The organism is Massilia forsythiae (genome assembly GCF_012849555.1).
Classification (GTDB): Bacteria; Pseudomonadota; Gammaproteobacteria; order Burkholderiales; family Burkholderiaceae_D; genus Telluria; species Telluria forsythiae.
The window spans coordinates 57,018-79,573 of sequence record NZ_CP051686.1 but is presented as its reverse complement, the minus strand read 5'-3'; the positions used below and the strand labels follow the sequence as shown (position 1 = coordinate 79,573).

General features: G+C 58.9%; 18 protein-coding genes and 3 pseudogenes. 10 read left to right on the top strand and 11 right to left on the bottom strand.

All coding sequences use genetic code 11. From position 1 onward, the window contains the following. Positions 1–2: 2 nt before the first annotated feature. Together merP and HH212_RS26685 are read right to left on the bottom strand one after the other, a co-directional pair. Positions 3–278: a mercury resistance system periplasmic binding protein MerP gene (merP, locus tag HH212_RS26690; RefSeq protein ID WP_000732276.1), complete on the bottom strand. Its 276-nt coding sequence runs from the start codon at positions 276–278 to the stop codon at positions 3–5. Between the two features lie 15 nt (positions 279–293). Continuing rightward, positions 294–644, bottom strand: coding sequence for a mercuric transport protein MerT (locus HH212_RS26685; protein WP_001294660.1), 351 nt, complete (start codon positions 642–644; stop codon positions 294–296). 71 nt (positions 645–715) lie between these two features. Here HH212_RS26685 and merR point away from each other — a divergent pair, with 71 nt between their 5' ends. Further along, entirely contained in the window at positions 716–1,171 is a 456-nt protein-coding gene (merR, locus tag HH212_RS26680; protein ID WP_001166628.1) for a mercury resistance transcriptional regulator MerR, read from the top strand. Positions 1,172–1,177: 6 nt separating this feature from the next. On the opposite strand, the gene HH212_RS26675 is transcribed toward merR, so the two are convergent. Then, positions 1,178–1,510, bottom strand: a complete 333-nt coding sequence (locus HH212_RS26675) for a hypothetical protein (RefSeq protein WP_170205758.1) — start codon at positions 1,508–1,510, stop codon at positions 1,178–1,180. A 154-nt stretch (positions 1,511–1,664) separates the two neighbouring features. Here HH212_RS26675 and HH212_RS26670 point away from each other — a divergent pair. The 5 genes and pseudogenes from HH212_RS26670 to HH212_RS27585 all read left to right on the top strand — a co-directional run. Beyond that, positions 1,665–2,860, top strand: a pseudogene (locus tag HH212_RS26670) (IS3 family transposase); the annotation flags it as partial. A 271-nt stretch (positions 2,861–3,131) separates the two neighbouring features. Further along, a complete protein-coding gene (locus tag HH212_RS26665; protein WP_170205757.1) occupies positions 3,132–4,847 on the top strand; it encodes a hypothetical protein in 1,716 nt (571 codons plus the stop codon). Positions 4,848–4,859: 12 nt separating this feature from the next. Then, positions 4,860–5,231, top strand: coding sequence for a hypothetical protein (locus tag HH212_RS26660; RefSeq protein ID WP_170205756.1), 372 nt, complete (start codon positions 4,860–4,862; stop codon positions 5,229–5,231). A gap of 333 nt (positions 5,232–5,564) precedes the next feature. Next, positions 5,565–6,350 carry a P-loop NTPase fold protein gene (locus HH212_RS26655; protein WP_229217787.1) on the top strand — a complete coding sequence of 262 codons (786 nt, stop codon included), beginning with the start codon at positions 5,565–5,567 and terminating at the stop codon, positions 6,348–6,350. Next, a complete protein-coding gene (locus HH212_RS27585; RefSeq protein ID WP_229217800.1) occupies positions 6,317–6,568 on the top strand; it encodes a hypothetical protein in 252 nt (83 codons plus the stop codon). The genes HH212_RS26655 and HH212_RS27585 overlap by 34 nt, the downstream gene beginning before the upstream one ends. Here HH212_RS27585 and HH212_RS26650 read toward each other — a convergent pair. Next, a pseudogene (locus HH212_RS26650) lies at positions 6,505–6,938 on the bottom strand (transposase); the annotation flags it as partial. The gene HH212_RS27585 and the pseudogene HH212_RS26650 overlap by 64 nt on opposite strands. Positions 6,939–7,194: 256 nt before the next feature. Next, a protein-coding gene (locus HH212_RS26645) for an IS3 family transposase (RefSeq protein ID WP_170202515.1) occupies positions 7,195–8,282 on the bottom strand; the annotation gives its coding sequence in 2 pieces (ribosomal slippage) (positions 7,195–8,030 and positions 8,030–8,282; 1,089 coding nt in all). Between the two features lie 87 nt (positions 8,283–8,369). Between HH212_RS26645 and HH212_RS26640 the strand changes: the two genes are divergently transcribed. Beyond that, positions 8,370–9,518, top strand: coding sequence for a sensor histidine kinase (locus tag HH212_RS26640; RefSeq protein ID WP_170205755.1), 1,149 nt, complete (start codon positions 8,370–8,372; stop codon positions 9,516–9,518). 134 nt (positions 9,519–9,652) lie between these two features. Here HH212_RS26640 and HH212_RS26635 read toward each other — a convergent pair whose 3' ends face one another. Then, the gene (locus HH212_RS26635; RefSeq protein WP_170205754.1) at positions 9,653–10,033 is read right to left on the bottom strand and encodes a response regulator; all 381 of its coding nucleotides are present in this window, start codon (positions 10,031–10,033) and stop codon (positions 9,653–9,655) included. A 290-nt stretch (positions 10,034–10,323) separates the two neighbouring features. Between HH212_RS26635 and HH212_RS26630 the strand changes: the two genes are divergently transcribed. Beyond that, on the top strand, positions 10,324–11,517 hold the full coding sequence (locus HH212_RS26630) for a sensor histidine kinase (protein WP_170205753.1): 1,194 nt from the start codon (positions 10,324–10,326) through the stop codon (positions 11,515–11,517). 47 nt (positions 11,518–11,564) lie between these two features. On the opposite strand, the gene HH212_RS26625 is transcribed toward HH212_RS26630, so the two are convergent. Together HH212_RS26625 and HH212_RS26620 are read right to left on the bottom strand one after the other, a co-directional pair. After that, a protein-coding gene (locus HH212_RS26625) for an IS3 family transposase (protein WP_229217358.1) occupies positions 11,565–12,814 on the bottom strand; the annotation gives its coding sequence in 2 pieces (ribosomal slippage) (positions 11,565–12,529 and positions 12,529–12,814; 1,251 coding nt in all). A gap of 103 nt (positions 12,815–12,917) precedes the next feature. Then, positions 12,918–14,170 (bottom strand): IS3 family transposase gene (locus tag HH212_RS26620; protein WP_229217786.1). Its coding sequence is split into 2 segments (ribosomal slippage): positions 12,918–13,885 and positions 13,885–14,170, totalling 1,254 coding nucleotides; the frame shifts between segments, so codons are not numbered across the junction. Between the two features lie 74 nt (positions 14,171–14,244). Between HH212_RS26620 and HH212_RS26615 the strand changes: the two are divergent. Together HH212_RS26615 and HH212_RS26610 are read left to right on the top strand one after the other, a co-directional pair. Beyond that, positions 14,245–15,280 (top strand): annotated as a pseudogene (locus HH212_RS26615) (IS3 family transposase); the annotation flags it as partial. A 486-nt stretch (positions 15,281–15,766) separates the two neighbouring features. Beyond that, positions 15,767–17,182 (top strand): aminotransferase-like domain-containing protein, encoded by a 1,416-nt coding sequence (locus tag HH212_RS26610; protein ID WP_170205752.1) that lies wholly within the window; start codon positions 15,767–15,769, stop codon positions 17,180–17,182. A 42-nt stretch (positions 17,183–17,224) separates the two neighbouring features. Here the strand turns inward: HH212_RS26610 and HH212_RS26605 are convergent, their stop codons facing one another. The 3 genes from HH212_RS26605 to HH212_RS26595 form a co-directional block, all read right to left on the bottom strand. Beyond that, complete coding sequence (locus HH212_RS26605) at positions 17,225–18,199, bottom strand: sterol desaturase family protein (protein WP_170205751.1); 975 nt, start codon at positions 18,197–18,199, stop codon at positions 17,225–17,227. Between the two features lie 81 nt (positions 18,200–18,280). Further along, complete coding sequence (locus HH212_RS26600; RefSeq protein WP_170205750.1) at positions 18,281–19,474, bottom strand: aminotransferase-like domain-containing protein; 1,194 nt, start codon at positions 19,472–19,474, stop codon at positions 18,281–18,283. 80 nt (positions 19,475–19,554) lie between these two features. Next, positions 19,555–21,957 carry a penicillin acylase family protein gene (locus HH212_RS26595; protein WP_229217795.1) on the bottom strand — a complete coding sequence of 801 codons (2,403 nt, stop codon included), beginning with the start codon at positions 21,955–21,957 and terminating at the stop codon, positions 19,555–19,557. Positions 21,958–22,556 lie beyond the last annotated feature (599 nt).

The window sequence follows — 22,556 nt, the reverse complement described above, 5'->3', positions numbered from 1 at the left end:
GCTCACTGCTTGACGCTGGACGGATAGCCCGCGTCTCCGGTTGCCTTGGTCAGCTTCTGCACGCTGGTCTTGGCATCATCGAACGTGACAACCGCTTCGCGTGTCTCGAAGGTCACGTCAATTTTGCTGACGCCTTCGACCTTGGAAATCGCCTTCTTGACGGTGATCGGGCAGGTGGAGCAGGTCATGCCCGGTACGGACAGCGTGACGGTCTGGGTGGCGGCCCACACGGGGGCAACAACGGCAGCGAGGGCGAGGGCGGCAAACAGTTTTTTCATGATGAACTCCTGTGATTAATAGAAAAATGGCATGACGTAGGGAAATCCGAGCGCGACCAGGACCAGCGCGGCCACGATCCAGAAAATGAGCTTGTAAGTAGCTCGCACTTGGGGAATCGCGCAGACCTCACCCGGTTTGCAGGCTTGCGCCGGGCGGTAGATGCGCCGCCAGGCGAAAAACAGCGCGACCAGCGCTGCGCCGATGAAGATCGGGCGATAGGGTTCCAGCACCGTCAGGTTGCCGATCCATGCCCCGCTGAACCCCAAGGCGATCAAAACCAGCGGCCCCAGGCAGCAGGCCGACGCAAGAATGGCGGCCAGCCCACCGGCGAAGAGCGCGCCGCGCCCGTTTTGTGGTTCAGACATACGCTTGTCCTTTCAAATTTGGTTTGGATAGCTTAAGCTTACTTCCGTAGTTATGTACGGAGTCAAGCGATATGCAAATTAATTTTGAGAATCTGACCATTGGCGTTTTTGCCAAGGCGGCCGGGGTCAATGTGGAGACCATCCGGTTCTACCAGCGCAAGGGCCTGCTGCCGGAGCCAGACAAGCCCTATGGCAGCATTCGCCGCTATGGCGAGGCGGATGTAACACGAGTGCGGTTCGTGAAATCGGCCCAGCGGCTGGGCTTTAGCCTGGACGAAATCGCCGAGCTACTGCGGCTGGAGGATGGCACCCATTGCGAGGAAGCCAGCGGCCTGGCCGAGCACAAGCTCAAGGATGTGCGCGAGAAGATGGCCGACTTGGCACGCATGGAGGCCGTGCTGTCTGAACTGGTGTGCGCCTGCCATGCGCGGAAAGGGAACGTTTCCTGCCCGCTGATTGCGTCACTGCAAGACGGAACGAAGCTCGCTGCATCGGCGCGGGGGAGTCACGGGGTGACTACGCCTTAGCGTGCTTTATTTTCCGAATTCTGAGACGACCCCTATTAGGTCGCCGCCGTTGCTCATCTTCCATTTCAGCATCTTTGCTGCATTGAAAAAAAACGTGGGATCTTGCTCAGGCCAGACCGCTTTTAGCATCATTTTTCGAGCCAATGTACTGCTCTTGTTGCGATTCGCGTGCTTATACTCGTTCGATATATCTATAAATACGGATGCATCTGAGTTGCTGTGCCGCACCCAATTCGTGAAGTGCTGTTCTCTCTTGCCGTTCCATGCAGGTTGCTGGCTAACGGCGAGGTGAAATGTCCAGTCACTCACGGCAGCTAGCGTCACAGCGAAATTAAACATGTGGTCGTATGCAATCTCAAGGTCTCGAGCTTAAAGCAATCGCGAAAGTTCGCGTTTAGCCTTTCGTAACATGTGCGCCGCATCGAAGCCTTTATAGTGGACCCCGAATTTGAGACAGTGGTTTAAGCTGTCGTCCTTGAAGGGATGGTAGCGAATGAGTGAAGGTAAAAAACGCAGGGTACACACGCCAGAGTTCAAGGCCAAGGTTGGTCTGGAAGCGGTACGCGGAGTGAAGACGATTAGCGAAATTGCACAGGCATACGAGGTGCATCCGGTGCTGGTCGGGCAGTGGAAAAAGGAGATCCTGGAGAAAGCGGGAGGCCTGTTCGAAGCCAAGCGTGGCCCCAAGCCGGTGGACGAAAACAGCAGCGAGGATCGGTTATACAGCGAGATCGGGCGGCTGAAAATGGAAGTCGACTGGCTCAAAAAAAAGCTGGGGGAATGAGCCAGGAAGCGCGTCTTGGCTGGATCGAATCGAATGCCGCCGTACCGCCTCTGACACGTCAATGCGAGCTGGCGGGCGTGCCGCGCGCGACGGTGTACCGGCGGCTGGACGCGGCATCACGGCAAGCGCACGAAGACGAAATAGACCTGAAGCTGCGCGCACTGATCGACGAGGAATACACCAACCACCCGTTCTACGGCAGCCGGCGCATGGTGGTGTTTCTGCGGGCCTGCGGCCACGTGGCCAACCGCAAGCGTGTGCAGCGCCTGATGCGTGAAATGGGCTTGGCGGGCATGGCGCCGGGGCCGGCGACGAGCAAGTCGCACCCACGGCACAAGGTCTATCCCTACCTGCTGCGCGGGGTGGCGGTGACGCGGCCAAACCAGGTGTGGTCGACGGATGTGACCTATGTACGGCTGGCGCGGGGTTTCGCCTACCTGGTCGCAGTTATCGACTGGTATTCGCGGCGCGTGCTGTCCTGGCGCATCAGCAACAGCATGGACGCATCGTTTTGCGTGGACTGCCTGGAGGACGCCCTGCGCGAGCATGGCAAGCCGGACGTGTTCAACAGCGATCAGGGCTCGCAGTTCACCAGCGCCGCCTTCACTGGTGTGCTCAAGCGAGAAGGCGTGGCGATCAGCATGGATGGGCGCGGGCGGGCGCTGGACAACATCTTCGTCGAGCGGCTCTGGCGCAACGTGAAGCACGAAGACGTGTACCTGAAGGGCTACGCCAACATGGCCGAGCTGATAGTGGGGCTGGCGCAGTACTTCACGTTTTACAACGCCGAGCGCCCACACCAGTCGCTGGGATACCGGACGCCGGATGAGGTCTACCGCAACGGCGAAGGCGGCGGTGCGCTGATCGTCGACCGATACGGTGCCGACAGCGCAGGGAACGAGGCCAAACCCTGCCGGGAGCAGCCACTGGAGGATGACGCCCTCCAGCGGCCAGGCGAAGGTAATACGGGGCAGCGCCGGGCAGCTGCGGAAGTGGAAGCAGGCACAGCTTAAATTACCCGGCAGAGTGTCTTGACTGATGGGTCCACTTTACTACCTCGACGAGCCGTACCTATTCGGGTATTCCGCCCTTACCGACCACATGCGGCAGAATTCGAATACACTCCATCAACCTGATCGAGCCGACCCCGTCCGCACCTAATTCTGACACCCAAGCATGACCATAATTGAACTGATTCGTCATCTATTACCAGGCGGTACCGATGCGTTCGCCGTGAACGCCGCGGACAGCACCGAAGGTTCGTCTCCTGACTACGGTGCATGTCCGACTTGGCCGGTTGATCTCTTCGCTGTCGTCGCAACGATTGTCGACTGTACTGGCGCCTACACGTTGGCCAGCCCCGATCGCAACAACCTAAAGGCGCATCAACAGGTTTTACTGATGGTTGAGGAGTGCGCGAGCGAATGGAACACCAACGTTAGCGAAGTCCCGTACTTCGTCAAGGAACTGTGGAAGGCGATCGCAATTGGCCTCGGCGATTTCGAAATCACGGCTATTCGCGAGAGCCCATTTATCGTCGAACTGCTACTGCTTCTGTTCGCGATCGCCGATGAGACATGCATTGGCATGGGATGGGACGTCGATCCGGTCGAAGCACCCAAGCGCCTATTCGCGTCGTTGACATTCACCGCATTGACTGGCGAGAACGCGCAAGTGCGTTTGCCACATGCACCGACCTCGTTGTGCGTGATGGTTCCACCGGACCGCGCAGTGGTCTTGCCGAAGTCGATCACGTCATCGGTGGGATGTACGATTCGTTCATTGAGCCATTATCTTGCGCTCCTGCCGCCGAGCTCTGTCCTGCAGCCGTCATGGATTCTCTCTAGCCGAAAGGCGCCGGAACCGGAAAGCGCAGCGGCAACTGCGGGCGACGACATTCGCCTTCTTCTGGTGCCGTTTCCATTTACAATTCACGCGAGCAGCTTCAAACTGACTTCTGCCCGCCAGAAGATGGGCGACAATCACGTGCCGGCTTACTTCGGTATCGATCAGCGGTGGCTAACGCACGAAGAGAAGGCGCTCTCCGGGCAAGCTCTGGCGGCTGGCTTGATCTTGCCGCTGATAGAGCAATGCCGGCGCGAGACTGGCCATGTGCCGACGGGCGTGGTTCTACCCGAGTGCGCGTTGACATCGCAAGTGGCGGGCGACCTGGTAAAGGCGTTGGCGAAGACAGGGATCGAATTTTTGATCACGGGCGTGCTGGACTATGAGGATGGCAAGTATTTTAACCGAGCGTTAACCTGCGCGATCCAGACTGACGGCACGGTCGCGATCAAAGAGCAGAACAAGCATCATCGCTGGAGGCTCGACCGGAGTCAGACCGACCGGTACGGCTTGCGCTTCGATGAAGATCCAGACAACAATCAGTGGTGGGAGGATATCGACGTCAGCCAACGGCGACTGCCGTTCTTCGCAATGCGCAAAGACATGTCGCTTGCCACGCTGATTTGTGAAGACTTGGCGCGCACGGATCCCGCGATGACGGCCATTCGCGCCGTCGGCCCCAACCTGGTGGTCGCGTTGCTCATGGATGGCCCGCAACTTGCTGTCCGCTGGCCTGGTCGATACGCGACGGTGCTGGCGGAAGATCCGGGGGCGGCCGTGTTATCGTTCACGTGTGCCGCGATGGTCGACCGTTCGAACTGGCTCGAGGCGAAACCGGCCAGGTCGATCGGATTGTGGCGCGACGGCGCCGGCAGGACGCAAGAGATCGGTTTGCCAGCGGGTACACAGGGTGTCGTGCTGACACTGCAATCGAAGTCCAAGCATCAAAATACCTTAGACAATCGTTCTGATCATTCATTGTCGCGACAGTTGACCCTACGCACGGTAGTGCCGCTTTGTCTTGCAAGTCCCCCTAAGTGGTTATAGACTGAATTCATTATGCCAGGCCCCAAAAAACTCTCATTTTTTCACAGCGATAGCCGTAAGCCATTTCTTGAGGAGGCGCCGGTAATCGATGCTGCGCAGCGCGCAGTGGAGGAAGTCGCGCACAAATATGGCAAAGGTGTCGGAGCTGCCTTGTTCAAAGGCGTCGTTCAGGTATCAGCCGCACCGACAGAACATTCCGCTATAAAACTTATTCGGGGAGGCGGACCTGCTTCAGCGAAGGCGCGCCAAAATACTCACCCAGATAATATTCTCACTCAGATTCGTGCGGCAGGCCTCACCCCACCGGACAGGCGGTCGGCATTCGAGAAGCTCAACGAGGAAATTGACAGATTCGTACGAGCGCATGGTATCGCGCCAAAATAGTAGAGTACCTAACGGCCGCGAGGCCGTTTTTTTTGGCCAGGTTATTACGTGATTACTGCTGTAATCATGTAAGCGTTTATGCTTGTTTTGCACGTGAAACGCGATTATGCTGGATTTCCAGAAGCCAAAAATAGCGCGTCGGCCGCCCGCGACCAGCCGCGCAAGATGTGCAGACCTGGCCGCTCTACGAACCACGAGGACAACAGGAATGGGTCGACCACGTACCAACCGCGCAATTAAGGCCGAGCTTAACCATCAGGATGTGGCACCCGGCAGCGCGATGGCCGCGCGTATTCGGACTCGTGCCGCGGGCCATCACCAGGCCGATTCACCATGCTGAACACGCTGCGGTTCCGTGTTGCTGCGTGGTGGGGGCGCCGGCAGGCACGACATCAGGCCGCCGAGGAAAGAGCCAGACCGCTGGACACCGGCATTGGGGCCGAGGCCCCCATCCGAACGACATCGGAAGACCGTCTCAGACGTGCGGACTTCGCTGACCGGATCGTCACGGTCCTGTCGGAACTGGCCCCGCGCGAGGGTCGCGCATTCGCCATCCGCGGTGGCTGGGGTTTTGGCAAGTCGTCCCTCAAGAACCTGATCACCGAGCGGCTCGACGACAGACAGGGCGCGGACTGGCTAGATTTCAATCCCTGGCAATGGGGCGACGCCGACACGATCACCCGTGCTCTTTTCAGTCAGATGGCAGCCCGACTGGGTGGGGGGCACGCACCGGGATCCGTCGCTCGCGCGGATAAGCTGCGACGCTACGGCGCGATCCTGACCGGCAGCGGCGCCTCGATCAAGGAATACGCCGCCAAGACGTCGCTGCTCTCGACGGTGGTGACCAACGCGTCGTTGGTCGGCATCGCCACCAGCATCGGCTTCGAACTCCCGACGGTAGCCAAGGTAGCGGCAATTCTTCTTGGCGCCGCAGTGGTCGTGCCCATGGTGGGACAGGTCCTCTCCTTCTTCGCACCTGACCGCTCCAAAGACTCGCTCGATACGGTCCGCAAAGACCTCGAAGACCGCCTAACGGATTCTCGCAGACGCGCTGGGGTAACGCCTATATCGGCTGCATGCAGCCGATGCTGCGGAACCTGCGCGATGCGCGCCGCCTGATCTCGTCCATTGCAGTGCATCTCCCGCTGCATGTGGCCGGCGACGTGTTCGAGGTGAATATCATCGACTTTCTTCTCCTTGAAACGCTGCGCGTCTTCGAACCGGGCCTGCATCAGGCGCTGTTCCGGGAGAGAAGACTGCTTCTCCAGCGGGTGTTCGTCAGCCGTACCAGCCAATCGGCAATCATGTCGTTTTCTGCGTCCAGCTTGGCCTTGTAGCGGTAGCAGGTCTGGCTGATGCCAAACGCCCGGCATGCCAGATTAATCGTGGCTGACCGTTGTACCACGGCCCATTGCGCCATCTCTCGCCGCTGAGATGGCGCTACCACTTTTTTGTCAACGCCTCGGCGACGATCTCGGCCTTCAGACGTTCCTCGGCGTACATCTTCTTCAGGCGCCGATTTTCGTCTTCCAGCTCCTTCATGCGGGCCATCAGCGACGCGTCCATGCCGCCATACTTGGCGCGCCATTTATAGAACGTGGCATTGCTGATGCCGTGCTCGCGGCACAGCTCCGGCACAGGGCTACCAGCTTCGGCTTGCTTGAGGATGGCGATGATCTGGCTGTCGGTAAAGCGGGACGTCTTCATGTAGAGCTTTCTGTCTTAAGTAGAAAATTCTACTTCTAAACACGCTCTTTTTGTGGGGGATTACCCAGCGACTGCGAAATTGCAACACATGGATGCGGTCGACAAAAGTGGAAGGTAAAATTTCGCTCGACATCAAACAGACGCCGCGCTTGGCGCTACTACCACCACCCCTTGACTCGTCGTTTGACTTGTCGTTGCCGAAGGTGCTTTATCAAGGGGTAATCCCCCCATTTTTAGAGCACGCTAAAAGTAGAGGTTAAGCGGCAAGGGCAAGTTTCTGTTTTGGCGTAATACCGCCGAGCGCCATGTTGGGCCGGTCGTGATTGTAGGTCCACAGCCAGTTGGTGGCAAACTCCTGGATTTCGTCGAGCGTTTCGAACAGGTGGTGGGCAAGCCAGTCATAGCGAACCGTCCTGTTGTAGCGCTCGACGTAGGCGTTCTGTTGCGGTTGGCCAGGTTGAATGAAATCGATACGGATGCCGCGCTTTGCGGCCCATGCCAAGGTCACGGCGCTGATGTATTCAGGGCCATTGTCGCATCGGATTGCCTCCGGCCTGCCGCGCCATTCGATGATCCGGTCTAGTGAACGTATCACGCGTTCAGACGGCAGCGAGAAGTCGACCTCGATTCCTAGGCCTTCGCGGTTGAAGTCGTCGATCACATTGAACAGACGGATGCTGCGCCCATCGGCGAGCTGGTCGTGCATGAAGTCCATCGACCAGCTTTGGTTGATCGCGCTCGGCACTGCCAGCGGCAGCGGCTTCTCGCGCACCAGGCGATGGCGCGGCTTGATCCGCAGGTTCAATTCAAGTTCACGGTAAATCCTGTAGACGCGCTTGTGGTTCCATTTGAAGCCTTTCACGTTGCGCAGGTACAGGAAGCACAACCCGAAGCCCCAGTTACGCTGGTTGTTGGTCAGCCGCACCAGCCAGTCGGCAATGAGGCCATTTTCTGCATCCAGCTTGGCTTTGTACCGGTAGCAGGTCTGGCTGATGCCAAACGCCTGGCACGCCAGTTTGACCGTGGCTGACCGTTCTGTTACGGCCCATTGCGCCATCTCTCGCCGCTGAGATGGCGCTACCATTTTTTTGTGAGCGCCTCCGCGACGATCTCGGCCTTGAGACGCTCCTCGACATACATCTTCTTGAGCCGCCGGTTTTCCTCCTCCAGCTCCTTCATCCGCGCCATCAACGAGGCGTCCATGCCGCCGAACTTGGAGCGCCACTTGTAGAACGTGGCGTTGCTGATGCCGTGCTCGCGGCACAGCTCCGGTACAGGACTGCCGGCTTCGGCTTGCTTGAGGATGGCGATAATCTGGCTGTCGGTAAAGCGGGACGTCTTCATGTAGAGCTTTCTGTGTCTTAAGTAGAAAATTCTACTTCTGATCGCGCTCTTTTTGTGGGGGATTACCAAGGCTCATAACACATCACCATGAATTTGGCCACCGATCAAAACTGTGACGACGATGGTTTGTCCAATACCGCTCGAAAATTTTTGGCGCTTCGAGACGCGACCATGGAGCGTTGGGAACGCGAAATTCGTTCTCGCGTCGATGGCGCCCAGGCATTGCACAGCCCCATACTCACCAACACCCTTCCCGCTTTTCTGGACAATATCGCAGAAGCACTCAGTCCCCTCCATGCGCGCGAGAACGGAACGAGCCACACCAACGCGGCCGCGGTTCATGGCGGTGAGCGAGCGCGCATGACAGACTTCGGCCCGGACGAAGTGATCCACGAATATCAAATCTTGCGCGAATCGATCGCCGCGGAAATGGCAGGCAAAGTTGATCTGACGAGCGCCGATTGGGCCATCATCGATCGGTCGATCAATTTGGCCGTGCGCGAGGCTGTGCGCGAATTTGTCGCCACCCAGGACGATTTGCGCCGCAAGCTCGCCGCCGCCCTTTCGCACGACATGCGTACGCCTTTGGCGGTGGTTCTCAACGGCGCTGAGATGATCAAAATCACAGGCGATTGGTCGATGGCGAAACGAACTGCCTCGAAAATCGCTTCAAACGCGCAGCGGCTACAGGACATGATGACCGAACTGCTCGACGCGCTCACTTCCAAAGGCGGCGACCAGCTCCCGCTGACCATTTCCACCTTCGACATCGCCGCTTTGGCGGGGGAAGTGTCAAATGAATTCCAGCAGTCTAGCGGCGTCGACATCGAGACAAGCCTCGAAAGCGTCCAAGGATTTTGGTGCCGTGACTCCATGCGCCGAGCTTTGGAAAATTTGGTCAACAACGCGGTGAAATATGGCGACGGCGCTGAAGTAGGCATCATGGCTGCGCAGACCCGAGGACGCCTGATGCTGTCAGTCCACAATACAGGCGTTCCCATCCCCAAAGAACGCCAAAGCGCGATTTTTGATTATCTTGCCCGCGAACCCGCCAACCCGTCGGTCATCGGCTGGGGACTCGGCCTACCTTTCGTCAAACGCGTGGCCGAAAGCCATGGTGGAAGCGTCGCCGTGGACAGCTCCCCTGAAACGGGGACGACCTTCCTGATCGACATCCCCGTCGACTGCAGACCTTACGTCGAAAGTTCAGGCTTCCCAAGGGTGGCCGCGGCTTGAATTTAGCGCGGCTCTGAGATTTAAAACGCTAATAAGAGAAATTGGATCTACAAGCCGAAACGACCGAGATCGCTGAATCTGACCAAGCGATGAACAAGCGTTTGGACTTATCACGTCACCAAACCCCTCGTGAGTTACGCACGGGACGACGCGGCTTCGTTGAGCAAACTGTCGAGATTGGCCGGTTTGACCAAATGCGCGTCGAAGCCACATGCCGCGACGCGCGCGCGCGAAGCCAAGTCGCCCCATGCCGTCAAGGCGACAATTCGCGCCGCGTTCAACAAAGGGTTGCGCCGCATCTGTGTAGCCACCTCGTAGCCGTCCATGCCGGGCATGCCGATGTCCAAAAAAACCACATCCGGCAAAAACTCTGTGGCCGTGGCCAGCGCCTCCTTGCCGCAATTGGCGACCGCAACCAGATGACCTTGCATCGACATAACTTCGCCGACCAGTTCCGCTGCGTCAGCGTTGTCATCGACAACCAGAACACGCCGCACGCACAATGACTGCCCCATGAAAACGCCCTTTTAAAGTGATCCTTTGTGATTTTCTTATCGACAGCAATTTCACATTATATAGCGATGCCATGAAAATTTTGTGGCAAACAGAGAGCAATAAATAGTTCTTATTTGAAATTTCTTTCCATTGTGGCTTTTTCGAATCCCGCGACAAGAGTCGTTAGACCGAGAGTCAAGGAAATTTGATGAATTTTTTTCAATTCGTATTAAGATGGACGAAGACATTTTTCATCCTTTTTGTCCCCCTTATTTTTAGTGTGAGCGTTTTGATTTGAGCAAGTTTTGACTTGGCTCAATGCCTCGCCGGCATGGCATGGGCTGGCAAAATTTTTGTCTTCATCGATGGGATCAAAGTCCCAATGGCGCATAAACAACGTTTCGACGGGTCGGCGCTTTCGCTAATCTCTCAACAGTTTCTGGGTCTTGGCGAAGCGTTCATATGGCGCTGGGAGCGCGAAGCGCGCGCTCGAATCCTCGGCGCAGACGCGTTGAAACGTCAGTCTTTGATCTCGACGTTTCCTGCGCTGCTGGTCCACCTCGCCCAAATTCTGACGCCAAGCCCTCTCCTAGCGGCGAATGGAATCGAAACCATCGCTTCGGCCCATGGCGCCGAGCGAGCCCGCACTACCCAGTTCGGCCCCGACCAGATCGCTCAGGAATACCAGATCTTGAGCGAGACCATCAGCGTCGTGGCGGACGGCCACATTGCACTGATACGGCGGGACTGGGCCATCATCGACCGGTCGATCAACCTCGCCATGCGCCAAGCCTTGCGCGCCTTCGCCTTCACGCAAGAGGATTTGCGCCGCAAGCTGGCGGCCTCGATTTCTCATGACATGCGCACGCCACTGGCCGTGGTGATCAATGGCGCCCAGTTGGCCCAGCGTTCTGTCGATGCCGAATTGACCAAACGCCTCGCTGGAAAAATTGCGTCCGACGCCGACCGCTTAAAAGAAATGCTCGCGGAGCTTCTCGACGCTCTCACCTTCACCCATGGCGCCAAACTGGCGTTGGAGCTTTCGACCTTTGACATTGCCGACTTGGTCAAGGAAATCTGCGTCGAGTATCAGCAAATGAACGCGACCTGTGTTCGAACCTGCTCGGAAGCGGTTCAAGGAACGTGGTGTCGAAAATCCATGCGGCGCGCCCTGGAAAACTTAGTCAACAATGCCGTCAAATATGGCGACGGCGGCGCTGTCGAGATCGTGGCCGCCCGCAGAGACGAACGCCTTCTGCTGTCGGTTCATAATGCCGGAGCGCCGATTCCACCTGAGCAGCAAGGCCGAATCTTCGAGTATTTCACGCGCGACGTCGCCGCGGCCGCTTCCATTGGATGGGGTCTGGGCCTGCCCTTCGTCAAACGCGTCGCCGAAAGCCATGGCGGCGCCGTCATGGTCGACAGCTCGGCAGCCAATGGCACAACTTTCCTCCTTGAAATTCCCGTCGACTGCAGGCCCTATGTCCAAGCCACCACGGGATAGGGGAAGGCTAAAGTGGACCCATCAGTCAAGACACTCAGCCGGCTAGTTTAAGCTGTGTCCGTTTCCACTTCAGCAGCTGCCCGGCGCTGCCCCGTACTGCCGATTTTTTCTTGCTCTAGGCCCGCGTCGCCGAACCTGTCGACGATCAGCGCACCGCCTCCGACACCGGCGCGGTAGACATGATCCGGCGTCTCATATCTCAACGCCTGATGCGGTCGCTCGGCGTTGTAGAACACAAAGTACTGCGCCAGGCCGACTGTTAGTTCGGGCATGTTGGCATAACCCTTCAGGTACACGTCTTCGTACTTCACGTTGCGCCACAAGCGCTCGACGAAGATGTTGTCCAGCGCCCGCCCGCGTCCGTCCATGCTGATCGCCACACCTTCGCGCTTGAGCACGCCGGTAAAGGCGTCGCTGGTGAACTGCGCGCCCTGGTCGCTGTTGAATACATCCGGCCTGCCGTGGTGGCGCAGCGCATCTTCCAGGCAGTCCACGCAGAACGACGCGTCCATGCTGTTGCTGATGCGCCAGGCCAGTACCCGGCGCGAGTACCAGTCGATGATCGCCACCAGGTAGGCAAAGCCACGCGCCAGGCGGATATAGGTCAGATCCGTACTCCACACCTGGTTCGGTCGCGTGACTGCTACCCCGCGCAACAGGTATGGATAGACCTTGTGCTGCGGATGCGGCTTGCTCGTCGCCGGCCCCGGCGCCATGCCCGCCAGACCCATTTCCCGCATCAAGCGCTGCACGCGCTTGCGATTGACCTGGTGCCCTCGACCTCGCAGGAACACCGCCATGCGCCGGCTACCGTAGAACGGCCGGCCGGTGTATTCCTCGTCGATCAGGGCGCGCAATCGGTCGTCTTCCTCGTTCATGCATGCCTGGCGTGTTACCGCTTCCAGCCGCCGATACACCGTCGAACGCGGCACGCCGGCCAGTTCGCACTGCATGGTCAGCGGCATCGCGTCTTCCCGCGCAATCCACCGTGCCCGCTCGGCAGGACTCATTCCCCAAGCTTTTTTTTGAGCCAATCCACCTGCATCTTCAACTTGCCGATCTCGCTGTACAGCTTGTCCTCGGGACTGCTTTCGTCCACCGGCTTCGGCCCGCGCTTGACGTCGAACAGCGCGCCGGCGTTCTCCAGAATCTCCTTCTTCCACTGCGTCACCAACTGCGGATGCACGTCGTGCTCCTGCGCGATCTCGTTGATCGTCTTCACCCCGCGCACCGCTTCCAGCCCGAGCTTGCCCTTGAACTCGGCACTGTGCACCCTGCGTTTTTTACCTTCACTCATTCGCTGTCATCCTTTCGCGGACGACAGCTTAAACCACTGTCTCAAATTCGGGGTCCACTATAAATAAAGTGGACCCATCAGTCAAGACATTCAGCCGGCTAGTTTAAGCTGTGTCCGTTTCCACTTCAGCAGCTGCCCGGCGCTGCCCCGTACTGCTGTCTTGCTGATGCTCTTGGTCCGTATCGCCGAACTTGTCGACGATCAGCGCGCCGCCTCTAACGCCAGTACGGTGGACCCGCTCCGGCGTCTCGTAGCCCAACGCCTGGTGCGGGCGCTCGGCGTTGTAGAACGCAAAATACTGCGCCAAGCCGACCGTCAGCTCGGCCATGTTGGCGTAGCCCTTCAGGTACACGTCCTCGTACTTCACGTTGCGCCACAAGCGCTCGACGAAAATGTTGTCCAGTGCCCGTCCCCGCCCGTCCATGCTTATGGCCACGTTTTCGCGTTTGAGCACGCCCGTGAAGGCGTCGCTGGTAAATTGCGAGCCTTGGTCGCTGTTGAATACCTCCGGCTTGCCGTGGTGGCGAAACGCGTCTTCCAGGCAGTCCACGCAGAACGACGCGTCCATACTATTGCTGATACGCCAAGCCAGCACGCGGCGTGAGTACCAGTCGATGATCGCCACCAGGTAGGCAAAGCCGCGCGCCAGACGGATATACGTCAAATCCGTGCTCCACACCTGGTTCGGCCGCGTGATCGCCACGCCGCGCAGCAGATAGGGATAAACCTTGTGCTGTGGATGCCGCTTGCTCGTCGCCGGTCCCGGCGCCATGCCCGCCAGCCCCATTTCCCGCATCAGGCGCTGCACGCGCTTGCGATTGACGCAGTGCCCACGACCTCGCAGGAACCCCACCATACGCCGGCTGCCGTAGAACGGCCGATTGGTGTATTCCTCGTCGATCAGGGCGCGCAGCTCGTTGTCTTCCTGGTCCTCTTGCCGTTGGCGGAGCATCGCCTCCAGCCTGCGATACACCGCCGCCCTTGGAACACCGGCAAGCTCGCACTGCCGCGTCAACGGCAGACCCGCGTGCCCAGGCTCGATCCAGTCCATACGCTCGTCGCGACCTACAGCCCAAGTTTTTTTTTGAGCCAGTCGGCCTCCATCTTCAACCGGCCGATTTCGCTATACAGCTTGTCCTCCGGACTGCTTTCATCCACCGGTTTCGGGCCGCGCTTGGTATCGAACAAGGCGCTCGCATTCTCCAGGATCTCCTTCTTCCACTGTGTCACCAGCTGCGGATGTACATCGTGTTCTTGCGCGATCTCGTTGATCGTTTTCAATCCGCGAACTGCCTCAAGGCCAAGCTTGGCCTTGAAGTCCGCCGAATGCGTCCTGCGTTTTTTACCTTCACTCATTCGCTATCATCCTTTCGAGGACGACAGCTTAAACCACTGTCTCAAATCCGGGGGCCACTATAGAAAGCAGTCCGGAGGACAAGCTGTATAGCGAAATCGGCCGGTTGAAGATGGAAGCCGATTGGCTCAAAAAAACTGGGGCTGTAAGTCGCGACGAGCGCATGGACTGGATCGAGCTTGGGCACGTGCACCTGCCATTGACGCGGCAGTGCGAGCTTGCCAGTGTTCCAAGGGCGACGGTGTATCGCAGGCTGGAGGCGATGGTCCGCCAACGGCAGGAGGACCAGGAAGACAACGCGCTACGCGTCTTGATCGACGAGGAATACACCCAATCGGCCGTTCTACGGTAGCCGGCGCATGGTGGTATTTCTGCGAGGTCGTGGGCACTGCGTTAATCGCAAGCGGGTGCAGCGTCTGATGCGGGAAATGGGGCTGGCGGGCATGGCGCCGGGACCGGTAACGAGCAAGCCGCATCCGCAGGACAAGGTCTATCCTTACCTGCTGCGCGGGGTGGTGGTCATGCGGCCGAACCAGGTGTGGAGTACCAACCTGACGTATATCCGCCTGGCGCGCGGCTTTGCCTACCTGGTGACGATCATCGACTGGTACTCCCGCCGCATGCTGGCCTGGCGCATCAGCAATAGTATGGACGCGTTGTTCTGCGTGGACTGCCTGGAAGATGCGTTGCGCCACTACGGCAAGCCGGAGTTATTCAACAGCGACCAAGGCTTGCAATTTACCAGCGACGCCTTCACGGGTGTGCTCAAACGCGAAAGCGTGGCCATCAGCATGGACGGGCGCGGACGGGCACTGGACAACATCTTCGTCGAGCGCCTGTGGCGTAACGTGAAGTACGACGACATGTACCTGAAGGGCTACGCCAACATGGCTGAGCGGACAGTCGGCTTGGCGCAGTATTTTGCGTTCTACAACGCCGATCGGCCGCATCAGGCCTTGGGCTACGAGACGCCGGATCGGGTTCACCGTACTGGCGTCGGAGACAGTGCGCTGATCGTCGATAAGTTCGGCGATGCGATACACGAGCATGAGCAAGACAACATTACGGGGCAGCGCCGCATAGCTGCTGAAGGGGAAACGGACACAGCTTAAACTAGCCGGCTGGGTGTCTTGACTGATGGGTCCACTATAGCTGTAGTGATATTCAGTAAATTTTTTTATACTGCAGTACGGTAAAATCGAAATCGGTAGCGCCTCAAAAGGGGCTCCAATGAATCGGATTGTTGCTAAAAGCCGCACCCTCCAGATTAGATTGTCTAGTTCTATTCCAGCTAAACTTTCACCAGCAGCGCGTATCTAGTTTTCTCCCAACGCAACCGCAACAGGATGTTTCGTGATTTGACATATCACCGTTTTGATCCGGACCGACTGCTAGACAGGCATCCCGATCAGTCTTTTCGATCTGGAATTATGGCTTGTCATGCGATTGTTAATTTTCCGTGTTGAGTATTGTGCGCGTTCGGGGCACTGATGCGTTGTTTTTAATGCAAAAATTCAAGGACGGATTTGACCGTATCGGAATGGATCGGCCAGTCATGAATATAGCGCTCGTCGTCAACATCTAATCAAGGCTTTAACATGTTCAATCTAGAAAAAGGAAATGGCGCTACTTTGACGGATCAAGTTTATGCGGGGGTCATGCATCAGATCGAGACCAATCGACTCCTCCAAGGTACGCGGCTACCGTCGGTAAGAAAACTTGCGGGGACCCTAGGGGTCAGCGTTTTCACGATTTCGACGGCCTATGAACGCTTAGTTTCGCAAGGTATCCTGGTGTCGCGTACGGGGGCCGGGTATTTCGTCGCTCACCGGCGCCATGTTCACAACCGTGGAGGCGCCAAAACTGAGGAAATGCCGATCGGCCGGCCCACCGGGGCCGTCAGCTTTGTGCTCAACACCGTGGACGAAGGACGATACGATATTCCCGCTGGCTCGGGTTTCCTACCCGGCGATTGGCTCGAGAACGCCGTTTCGCCGTCAGTCATAGGACGCCTCGTACGCAACGAAGTGAAGTGCTCCGTACCGACGCCGACGCAAGGGTTGCCGATGCTGCGCCAGCAGCTTGCCACCAAGCTGAACAACGAAGGTATCCAAGTCGATGTCGAGCAGATCGTGATCACCTACGGCGCTACCCAGGCAGTCAGCATGATCTGCAACATCATGCTCAAGCCGAACGATACAGTATTCGTCGAGGATCCTGGCTACATGCTGCAACATGCGATCATCGCCAACACGGGCGCTAAGATCGTGCCGATCCGGCGCACGCCGGACGGCCCCGATCTGGATGCGTTGGAAGAGTTGGCGCACGAGCATCGGCCCAAATTGTTTTTCACGCAGACGCTGTTGCAGAACCCGACCGGTACCAGTACGACACCGATATTTTGCTACCGGCTGCTTTCGCTAGCGGAGAAATACGATTTTCACATCGTCGAAGACGACGTGTTCAGTGACATATGCGTTCACAAGAGCCTGCGCCTTGCCGCGATGGATGGTTTTCAACGTGTCTTCTACGTCAACAGCTTCACAAAATTGATGAGTCCAGCGATGCGGGTCGGTTTCGTCGTCACCCAGCCAAAATTCGTCAAGCCGCTGGTTGAACAAAAGGTACTCACGGTGCTGAGCGGCTCATCGCTACAGGAGTCGCTGGTCTTCCATGCCTTGCAATCGGGCCGCTACCAAGCTCACTTGAATTACCTGCAAACCAAGCTCCTGAAGGCCAGGTCGAGTGCCGAGCAAGCTTTAGCGAGCGCGGGTATCCAGTTCGATAGCCACCCGGTGCACGGGATGTTTCTATGGGGGCAGGTGCCATGCCATGTCGACATCGACAGGTTGATCGAGGACGCATTCCAGAAGCGCATATTTTTGAGCAAAGGGTCGATCTTCTCGCCAACCGGCTCATTCGCTCATCACTTGCGCTTTAATGTGGCGCACAGCAACAACCCGGCACTGATCGCGTTCCTGAGCGAGGCCATCAGGAAGGGGCCGGCCATGTAGTTGATAACCATCGCGTCGCTCCCAGCGCGACCGGGGCCGCCGTCAGGCATCCATGGAACCTCCTGGCTCGCCGATCTGCGCCGACGCCGGGGAGCGCAACGGTGTCGCTCGTCCTGGAATCGCGGCCCACCGCATGGCCCGCTTCGGCATGAACGGAGCGAGCCACTGCGCGAAAAAGCCAGCCGGCTGGTGGCCGTCGTGGCCGAGGACCCGGGGAGCGGCCGTGTCCTTGGGGCAGTAGAAGGTGCCGAACACGAGATCCCAGAACGGCAGCTGCATGCCGAAATTACGTTTTCCGGCGGCCCGCTCCGCGGCGTGATGCCACCGATGCACTTCGGGCGTATTCACGACGTAGTTCAAGAAGCCCATTTTCATGTCGATGTTGGCATGGCTGAGGAAATTGACCGCGCCCGACAAGAAGCTGGTGAACAACATCACTTTTGCCGGTGCCCCCGACAGGATCAGAAACGTGAGGTCGAACAAGCTGGTCAGAGCAAAATTGACCGGGTGACCGTAACCCGAGTTGAGGCAAGTGAGACGGCGGAGCTTGTGGTGCAACGAGTGGAAACGCCATCCCAGTTCCGTCGTGTGCATCATCCTGTGGCTCCAGTAGATGCCGAATTCCCAGACGATGAAGCCGAGCACCACCTGCAGCGGAAAGGGCAAGGCGGTCGGCCACCACGGCGCGCCATCGCTGCCCCAGAACACGATGGCCGGGGCGATCAGGAAATATACCGCCGTGCGTGAAAGGTTATGGCCCAGATTCGTCGATACCAGCATCGAGCCGATTTCATTGAAGAACTGATCATCGGGTTTGCACCAAGTCTTTTCATAAGGAAAAGCGAATTCCAATAATACGGTCATAACGATCACGCAGATCGAAGCGACGTAATACACGACGAGCTTGGAATAACCCATCGCATGCAGGATCAGAAAAAAAGAAATTGCCGTCGTCAGATACAGCGGACCGAGCGTCCGTCGAACGATTTCCTTCGGATTAATCGAAAAAGTTTTCATACCTTATAGTCCTTTTCACATTGTTTATGGTCAGTGCGTCGCCGTCCGATCGTTCGACACCGCGTGCATCATGCTTCGCCATCAAAGCTTGGAAGCGATTAACTTGCCCAGCCTTTCGATGCCTTCCCGGATCCTGGGCCGGGGTACCGTGACGAACGACAGGCGCAAGGTATTGGTCGCTAGATTGGCTGGATAGAACGGTGTGCCGGGCACGAAGGCCACGTCCTGGGCAACGCTTTCTTCGAACAATTGCTGGCTATCGATATGACGGGGCAAGGTCACCCAGATGAACATGCCTCCGTCCGGCCGAGTCCACTTCAACGCAGGCGGGAAGAAGTCCTGCATCGCTGCCAGCATCGTCTCGCACTGCTCGGCGTAGAGACGGCGGATGACGGGAATGTGCTGGTCTAGGAAGCCGTCCTTGAGCGCTTCGTACACGACCATCTGCGTCAGCTGCGACGTGTGCAGGTCGGTCGCCTGTTTCGCTTTCTCAAGCATGCGCGAAAGCGCAGGCGGTGCGATGACATAGCCGAGGCGGATGCCGGGCGTCAGGATTTTTGAAAAGGACCCCATGTGCACTACGCCGGCAGAGTTCATGGTCAGCATTTTTTGCAGCCGTTCGCCGCCATAACTCAATTCGCCATACGGATCGTCCTCGATAATCGGCACATTCATGCGTGCGCAGATGGCGACGAGTTCGCGGCGCCTCGACAGCGGCAGGGTTCGGCCGGTCGGATTCTGGAAGTTCGGCGGCGCATAGAGAAGGCGCGCGCCTTGGCCGATTCGGGCCACCGTCTCCGGCACCAAGCCGATGTCGTCGCTTTCGACCGACTGCAGATCTGGTTCGTACATGGAAAAGGCTTGCAATGCGCCCAGGTAAGTCGGTGTTTCGACCAAGACCTTGCTTCCTTTGTCGATGAGCACTTTGCTGAGCAGGTCCAGTCCTTGCTGCGAACCCGACACGATGGTGACCTGTTCGGGGCCGATACGCACGCCGTCTGTGGACATGCGGTCGGCGATCCACTCGCGCAGCGGCGCATAGCCGTCGGTGGGACCGTATTGCAATGCGACCTTACCTTGTGCCGACAAGACGCGGTCGAAAGCGTCCTTGAGCCGCGCGATCGGAAAGGTATCGGGCGAGGGCAGGCCCCCGGCAAACGAGATGATCTCCGGCCTGGCGGTCACTTTCAGGAGGTCGCGAATCGCTGAGCTCTTCATGTTTTTCGCACGCTCGGACAGTGGTAGGTGCAAGGCGTGCGGATCTTCTATTTTCATGATCAACTACCTTTTCGTTAAGTCATAAAGATGTCATCAAGGAAAACCATGCCTGGTTGCCGATGGGTGCGATCAAACCGCTATGTGCTTGGGGCATGACGCTCTCCGGTCGTGGCGGCGCTTCCGCCCGCGTCGCAAACGAGGCAGGGCATCAGTGTGAGCGTGTAGCGCGCTTTGCCCGGCAACAGCGGCGATGGCATTCCATTGACCCAGTCGGCGTGGCCGGCCAGGAAGAATGGAGAGAGTGGATGGCCGCTCTGTCCGCCGGGCATATCGAATAGGGCTTGCTCTTCATGACCCGGCGACAGCGTCATGCGTTCGGACTGGCCGAACCTGGGGCCGGCGACGCGTGGCATGTTGGCGTCGCCTGGCAGCGGGTCGTCCGGCACTGCCAGCCATGTCCGTAGAAAACGGGGCAGCGAGGCGCTGATCGGATGTTCGATGCTTGCGCGGTTGCGCTCGCCCCAGGCGGCTGCCGCCAAGGACTGACCGCCGCTCGTCAGGTCACCGATGACCTGGTCCACCGACGCCAGCTGCAGCGCGCGCCAATCGGCATAGCCGGCCGGTAGCCAGCCGGCCGGCTGGGCGTCCAGCAGGCGCGCCACGACCACCGGCCACCGGCTCGAGGCCAGCGCCATGTTCGCCTTCGGGTCGCCCGCGGTCATCTCGCGGTCGGCGCCGCCGAATAGGAGCGCGTGTAGCGACCACATGTAAGCGCGCGCGAGCCGGTAGCCGACCGAATCGGTACTGGCGTGTCCGTTCCAGCTCAATTCGAGCAGGCGCCGGAATTCGGCGCGCTGCGGATGCCCGCGCAACGCCGCCGGATCGAGAAGGGCGAGCGCGCGCTCCCGCCAGCGCGCAATGAAGAGGGCGCGGTCGTCCAGCGCGACCCGGTACGCGGCCGGGATCCCGATCCTGCCCTTGAGCGCCGCCAGGTCCTGCCTGAGCTGGTGCTGGCGCGCGCCGAGGTCGAAGCCGCCGTCGCCGATGTGCTGCGCGCCATCGCCAATCAGCTGGCGGTTGTTGGCGGTCGACAGCTGGCCATTCAGGGGATTGACCCGGCGCGGATAGCGCTCGGGTGGCAGCAGGCGATGCCATGTCGGCCCGCGATCGCCCAGCGGCGAGGTCCCCGCTCGGTCGTCCCGCTGCGGGAGCATCCCGGCAATGGTCCAGCCGATGTTGCCGTGCTCGTCGCCGGCCACGAAGTTCTGGGCCGGGATACCGTCGCTGTTGGCGATCGTCAACGCTTCGTCGAGCGTGGTGGCGCGCTCCAGTTTCATATGGTTGAGGTTGATCGCAGCCGGATCATAGGCGATCCAGTGCAAGGCGAACGGCCGTCCGCCGATCGTCTGGATCGGGCCCAGCCGCGTCTCGCGTACCACCAGCCGCTCGTCGTCTGCCCCCTTGACCCGAATCCGTTCCACCGTCTCGACTGGGCGCTCCCAGCCGTCCGTCGTGCGCACTTCGTCGGGACGAGTGGGATCTTGTGCGAGCGCCACCAGGTCCAGGTAATCGCCTTTGCTATTGGTGAGCGCCCAAGCGACGTGGCCGTTGCTGCCGGCGATAATGAACGGCGGCGCCCCCGGCAGCGTCACGCCCGCGATCCGCTCCGGGCCGATCCGCATGGCCAGCAGATACCAAGTATTGGGCAATTGCAGGCCCAGATGCATGTCGTCGGATACGATCGCCGCGCCGGTCGCGGTGCGCGCGCCGGCCAGGGCAAAGTTATTGCTGCCGACCGCGTCGACCACATTCGCGAGCGCCAACCGTTCGGGCGCATCGCCCGGCCGTCCCCACCAGACTGGGGCGCGTGCCGGGATCGGCTGCGCCGGCGCCGGCACACCGGCATCGAAGGGCTGGTCCCATTCGCTCACTTCCGGCAGCAGGAAGGACAACTGCTCGGCCGTGCTGTGCGCACGCAGCCAGCCACGCGCCTGCGCGCGCGGGCCGAGGTTGCCCTGCAGGTCGAGGAACATCGCCCATACGACCAGCAGCGAGTCCGCGTTGGACCACGGGCGCGGGCTGGTTCTGGTGAGCGCATATTCGAAGGGCTTAGCGCGCAGCCCCGACAGGCCATGGTTGACGCCGGCCGTGTATCTGTCGAGAAGCTCGCGCTCGCTCAAGGACAGGGATGCCAGGCGCTGTTCAGCCCGGGCGCGGAAGCGATGCAGGCGATGCGAGCGGTCCAGCGGCAGCACGCGCGGGCCGAACAGTTCCGCCAGCTCCCCGGCGGCCGTGCGTCGCAGCAGGTCCATTTGGAAGAAGCGTTCCTGTGCGTGCACGAAACCCACCGCATAGGCGGCATCCAGGCGATCGCCCGCGCTCACCAGCGGCACCCCGCGCGCGTCGCGCGCGACCGTCACCGACGCTGCGAGCTTGGGCGCCCATTGTTCGCCATCGAGCTGTGCCAGACTGGCGCGCAGGTAGAGCACGGCGGCCAGCAGGAGCAGCGCGGCCAGCGCCACAAGAATGCTCAGCCACATCAGTGGATATATCGTCCATTTCCTCCAACCCTGCACACGCATCGCGGCCTTTCGATCAAAAAAGACCATGTTGAACGAAAAAAAGCGTGGTTTCCAGATACGGTTGCGAATGGCTTGAACCCACCTCCACGAGCGCTGGCCGCGGTTGCGTTCTGAATAAGGAGGGGCGGGGATAACGCGATCGATGGCGCGTCAATCAGCGTAAAGGTGGCGAAAAACTGTAATGGTGGGGAAAAATTACAGTTCGATACGCCATGTCGAATATCTTACATGTCAAAGAAACTCAATACCTTTACTATGCTCGTCGATAAGTCCTGTTTATTGGCAACAGCGAATATCGGAGCCAATGTGATTGGCGCCGATTTCATTAAACGTCAAGTAATCCTAAATACCGGATTTTCGCGATTCATTTCTCGCGATTGATAGCGATTATTGTTGGCATTCGAATCTTATTTAATATTAAAAGCGCGGTGCGCACGCTAGTCTGAACGGTATTGCTGGCCCGCCAAATCGGACGCACTTGGCGATCCGGTCGATCGTGCCGGAACCGTAACGATGGAGCGGGTTAAGGCGTACACGGCAACACTCCAACGGTCTTT